The organism is Streptomyces sp. NPDC006655 (assembly GCF_040703965.1).
Lineage (GTDB): Bacteria > Actinomycetota > Actinomycetes > Streptomycetales > Streptomycetaceae > Streptomyces.
This window is the reverse complement of sequence record NZ_JBEYJU010000216.1, coordinates 1-4,508: the sequence shown is the minus strand read 5'-3', so window position 1 is coordinate 4,508 and position 4,508 is coordinate 1. Positions and strand designations below refer to the sequence as shown.

The following is a 4,508-nucleotide window of genomic DNA, read 5'->3' as shown; positions in this document are numbered from 1 at the left end:
GGCCCGCGTTTCCGCGGGCCAGGGGCCTCTCGTGCAAGGGTGAGTGACGGGACTCGAACCCGCGACATCCTGGACCACAACCAGGTGCTCTACCAGCTGAGCTACACCCACCATGACCGGTGGTGACTTTGTGGTCTCTCCGACCGGCCGAGAAAAAGTGTACAGGGTCCGAAGGGGTGCTCGCGCACGGCTTTCGCGGCGGGCCTCCCGGGACCCCGGGACGGCTACTGGGCAGGCAGGACGTGCTTCGCCGCGATCGTCTTCGCGGTGTCCGAGTCCGGGCCGGGCTGCGGTACGAAGATGGCCTCGCGGTAGTAGCGCAGCTCGGCGATCGACTCGCGGATGTCGGCGAGCGCGCGGTGGTTGCCGTTCTTCTCGGGGCTGTTGAAGTACGCCCGCGGGTACCAGCGCCGCGCCAGCTCCTTGACGCTGGAGACGTCGACGATCCGGTAGTGGAGGTATCCCTCCAGGGCCGCCATGTCCCGCGCCAGGAAGCCGCGGTCGGTGCCGACGGAGTTCCCGCACAGCGGGGCCTTGCCGGGTTCCTTCACGTGCTCGCGTACGTAGGCCAGGACCTGCTCCTCGGCCTCGGCGAGCGTCGTGCCGCCGGCCAGCTCGTCGAGCAGCCCGGACGCGGTGTGCATCTGCCGCACCACCTCCGGCATGGTCTCCAGTGCCTTGGCCGGCGGACGGATGACGATGTCCACGCCCTCGCCGAGCACGTTCAGCTCGGAATCGGTGACCAGTGCGGCCACCTCGATGAGCGCGTCGTCGGACAGCGAGAGGCCGGTCATCTCGCAGTCGATCCACACCATGCGATCGTTCATGTGTCTAACCTTACGGCGCGCCGCCGCGAGCCGGACCGGCCGTGCGGTGACCTTGTGCGCGAGGTCACCGGCGGTGCCCGGAAACGGCGGCCGCCCACCCGGCCGAGCCGGGTGGGCGGGAACGCGGATCAGCTGCCCGTGCGCGGGCCCGGCAGGCTGGCCGACAGGCCCACCGCCGCTGTCCTGCGGGTCTGCATCGGCAGCACCCCCTCGGGGTACTGGACCGGCAGCGGACCCGACGGCGGCAGCGGGGCCGGTTCCGGGGCGTCGGAGCGGTCGGGCTGCGGACGGCGGGCACGGTACGCCGCCCGGTAGGCCGCGGGGGACGAGCCGAGCTGGCGGCGGAAGTGCCCGCGCAGCGCGACGGGGGAGCGGAAGCCGCAGCGGCCCGCCACCTCGTCCACCGAGTAGTCCGACGTCTCCAGGAGGCGCTGCGCCTGGAGTACCCGCTGCGTGATCAGCCACTGGAGCGGGGCGCTGCCCGTCAGTGACCGGAAGCGGCGGTCGAAGGTGCGGCGGCTCATGTACGCGCGTGCCGCCAGCGTCTCCACGTCGAACTGTTCGTGGAGGTGCTCCAGCGCCCAGGCGACGACCTCGGCGAGCGGGTCGGCGCCGATCTCCTCTGGTAAAGACCGATCGAGGTAGCGCTCCTGACCGCCGGAGCGGCGCGGCGGTACCACCAGGCGGCGGGCCAGTGCCCCGGCCGCCTCGTTGCCGTGGTCCGTGCGCACGATGTGGAGGCAGAGGTCGATCCCGGCCGCCGTACCGGCCGAGGTCAGCACGTCCCCGTCGTCCACGAAGAGTTCCCGTGGATCGACGTGCACCGACGGATAGCGCTTGGCCAGCGTCGGCGCGTACATCCAGTGGGTGGTGGCCGGGCGGCCGTCCAGCAGTCCGGCGGCGGCCAGGACGAACGCCCCGGTGCACAGCCCTACTATGCGCGCCCCTTCTTCGTGCGCGCGGCGCAGCGCGTCGAGCGCCTCCTCCGGTGGTGGCGCCGTTATCGAGCGCCAGGCCGGTACGACGACCGTGCCGGCGCGTGAGATCGCCTCCAGGCCGTGTGGCGCGGTGAGTTCCAGGCCCCCTGTGGTCCGCAGCGGGCCTTCCTCACCACCGCACACCAGCAGTCGGTAGCGCGGCACGCCGGCGTCCTGGCGGTCTATCCCGAACACCGACAGTGGTATGGAACTCTCGAAGATGGGGCCGCCGCTGAACAGCAGCACCGCGACGATCTCCTTGCGGCGTCGCCCGGACAGTTTCCGGGCCGCGGCTTCCGGCGCGGCAGTGGAGTCGTGGCTCATCCTGCTAAGCCCCCCTCGGTGGTCGCGGCTCCTCGGTTGTGTCGCTCCTGCACGTTTCCCCTTGGTCCTGCACGAGTCCCCCGCCGTAAGACGTCAAGATCGAATCTACTGGTTCCCGCAGTGTCGCGTTGACCAGTTCGACACGCCGCCGATTGTCGACATGACAACTTGGCGTGAAGCATTCGATCACGAAGGGTTGCACTCGTGGGCCGTGCAGGGAAGTGCGCCTCGTGGCAGTGGCCAAACCGCGTAGGGTGCATGGGGTCCCCCGGACCCTTTCCGTGCAGGTGGAACGGGGGTTGGGGGGTGGTGGGGGCACCCCTTGCGCAGGGTGGAGAAGTTGGCTGAAAAGCAGCGTTCGAGGGTGTTAAAACCGGTCAGTCGACCGGTGTAGTGCGCCCGGGGTCCGGTGCGGCGCCCCTGGTGTGACGTCCGCCGCCCCGGGGCGCCGTCCCGCGCGTCCCGCGCTCCGAGCGGCGCAGCAGGTACCGGCACGCGGCGGTGACGGCGGCGAGACCGAGGGCGGTGCCCGCCGCACCGGCCGGCGAGGTGCCGTACCAGAGGAGCACCACCGGGACGAGGACGCAGGCGAACGCGGCCCAGCGGACCACGTCGCCCGTGGCGTCCGGGGCGGGACGCGGCCGGCGGGTGGCGGGGCGCGGTCCGGGCATCGGCGTACTCCCTGTCGTGCTGCTCTCGTGCCGTGATCAACGCGCGGCGGGATGGACGGTCACCGTGGGCGCGGTCCGGCCTGTCCGAATCCTGCGCAAACCGCCTGTACGGGGCAGCAACCATTGCGTTACGGGCGCGGCTCGTGCATGCTCCGGGGAACCCCTAACCGGTTCCGGGGAAGGTCCCCTACGGAGCGTGCGCGGGATCTGGGCTGAGGAGGCGTGCCGCCGTACCCTTGGGGGTATGGGCTTGGGAAGATGTTTCCCGGACACAGCTCCGCCGCACTCTGTCGTCCCTCCCATACATAAGGATCACAACGCCGAGACAGCCATGGCCGGTCACGAATTCTTCGATCCAGCGGACCGCAAGCGGCCGGTCGCCGACCCCACGGCGGCCGACGCGCTGGCGGCGGAAGAGCCACGTCCTTCCTGCGATCCCGCCTTCAAGCACGGGGTGGTCGTCGGCTTCGACGGCTCCACCTCCAGTGAGCGCGCCCTCGCCTACGCGATCGGGATGGCACACCGCTCCCGCACCGGGCTGATCATCGTCCACGTCGCCAACCGGCTGCCGACCACCGTGTGGGCCGGCTGCGAGCCACCCGTCTTCGTCGACGTGCCGGACCACCGCACCGAGGTGCTCGGTCTGGAGCTCGCCTGCGCCGACTACCTGTCGGAGGTGCCCTGGATCCTCGTCGAGCGCGGCGGTGACATCTGCCACGAACTCGAAGAGGTGGGGCGGGAGTACGAGGCGGACGCGATCGTCGTGGGGTCCACCCACGGGATCGTCGGCCGGATCTTCGGCTCCGTCGCCGGGCGGCTGGCCAAACGGGCCAGGCGACCCGTCGTTGTCATTCCGTAACGCTCCGTTCTGCCGTGCAGAGGTGTTTGTGCCCTTGTGAAGGGCATACATCGGTCACCGCGTACCACTGCACAGAGCATGAAGGGAGCCCGCCGTGGACAATGACGTCTCCGCGGGAAGCGGAACCACCACCGTGGCCGGCCGACTCGCCCTGGGGATCACCCTGTTGGCGTTCGGCCTCGGCACCACCGGCGTCATCGACGGCGTCACCACGTCCGACGCCGTGTCCATCGCCCACTACGTGGGCGGAGTCGCCCTCTTCCTCGTCGGCCTGCTGGCCTTCCGTGACCGGGACACCGTGAGCGGCACCGGCTATGTGGCCCTCGGTGCCCTCTGGTTCACCTGGGCCGTCTCGTCCGCCGACCGCACCTCGGCCAACGGTGCCGGCCTCTTCCTGCTCCTCTTCGCCCTCGTGGCGCTGTCGTTGACCCTCGCGGGCGGGGACCAGCTCGGACAGGGCGTGCACGGGCTGCTGTTCCTGGCCATGCTGCTGCTCGCCGTCGCGAACTTCGCCGACAGTTCGTCACTCGCCAAGGCCGGGGGCTGGGTCGCGGTGGCCGCGGGGGCGGTGGCCTGGTACGCCGCCACGGCCGCGCTCGCGCACTGGCCGACGGTGCTGCCGAGGCGGGCTGCCGGGCGTGGGGTGACGGCCCACGGCTGAAACGGCAGCCGACGCCGGGGAGTTGGGCGGACCCGGCGATCCAATGAGCGGACCCCTGCGGGGCAATTGGGCCCAGGTGGGGGTCCGTTCGGTTGCGCGGCCCGTGCGGCGGACGGGGGCTGGTCGCGCAGTTCCCCGCGCCCCTTCGGGGCGCGTTGGTCCTGACGGCGATTCAGCGCCCCGTCAGGG

General features: G+C 71.1%; 5 protein-coding genes and 1 tRNA gene. 2 read left to right on the top strand and 4 right to left on the bottom strand.

Annotated features, from left to right (window positions below):
- Positions 1-38 precede the first annotated feature (38 nt).
- The 4 genes from AB0958_RS44615 to AB0958_RS44600 form a co-directional block, all read right to left on the bottom strand.
- Positions 39-111 (bottom strand) — tRNA-His (locus tag AB0958_RS44615).
- Between the two features lie 113 nt (positions 112-224).
- Entirely contained in the window at positions 225-827 is a 603-nt protein-coding gene (orn, locus tag AB0958_RS44610; RefSeq protein ID WP_360516851.1) for an oligoribonuclease, read from the bottom strand.
- A 128-nt stretch (positions 828-955) separates the two neighbouring features.
- On the bottom strand, positions 956-2,128 hold the full coding sequence (locus AB0958_RS44605) for a helix-turn-helix domain-containing protein (protein ID WP_132890654.1): 1,173 nt from the start codon (positions 2,126-2,128) through the stop codon (positions 956-958).
- 377 nt (positions 2,129-2,505) lie between these two features.
- Positions 2,506-2,799 (bottom strand): hypothetical protein, encoded by a 294-nt coding sequence (locus AB0958_RS44600; RefSeq protein ID WP_366896208.1) that lies wholly within the window; start codon positions 2,797-2,799, stop codon positions 2,506-2,508.
- Between the two features lie 331 nt (positions 2,800-3,130).
- On the opposite strand from AB0958_RS44600, the gene AB0958_RS44595 reads away from it, so the two are divergent.
- Both AB0958_RS44595 and AB0958_RS44590 read left to right on the top strand, forming a co-directional pair.
- Positions 3,131-3,658 (top strand): universal stress protein, encoded by a 528-nt coding sequence (locus AB0958_RS44595; protein WP_366896207.1) that lies wholly within the window; start codon positions 3,131-3,133, stop codon positions 3,656-3,658.
- 94 nt (positions 3,659-3,752) lie between these two features.
- A complete protein-coding gene (locus AB0958_RS44590; RefSeq protein WP_366896206.1) occupies positions 3,753-4,319 on the top strand; it encodes a GPR1/FUN34/YaaH family transporter in 567 nt (188 codons plus the stop codon).
- Positions 4,320-4,508 lie beyond the last annotated feature (189 nt).

Bases quoted from the DNA above. Each gene is read 5' to 3' on its own strand.
- AB0958_RS44595 (WP_366896207.1), top strand. From the start codon at position 3,131: ATGGCCGGTCACGAATTCTTCGATCCAGCGGACCGCAAGCGGCCGGTC.
- AB0958_RS44605 (WP_132890654.1), bottom strand. From the start codon at position 2,128: ATGAGCCACGACTCCACTGCCGCGCCGGAAGCCGCGGCCCGGAAACTG.
- orn (WP_360516851.1), bottom strand. From the start codon at position 827: ATGAACGATCGCATGGTGTGGATCGACTGCGAGATGACCGGCCTCTCG.
- AB0958_RS44600 (WP_366896208.1), bottom strand. From the start codon at position 2,799: ATGCCCGGACCGCGCCCCGCCACCCGCCGGCCGCGTCCCGCCCCGGAC.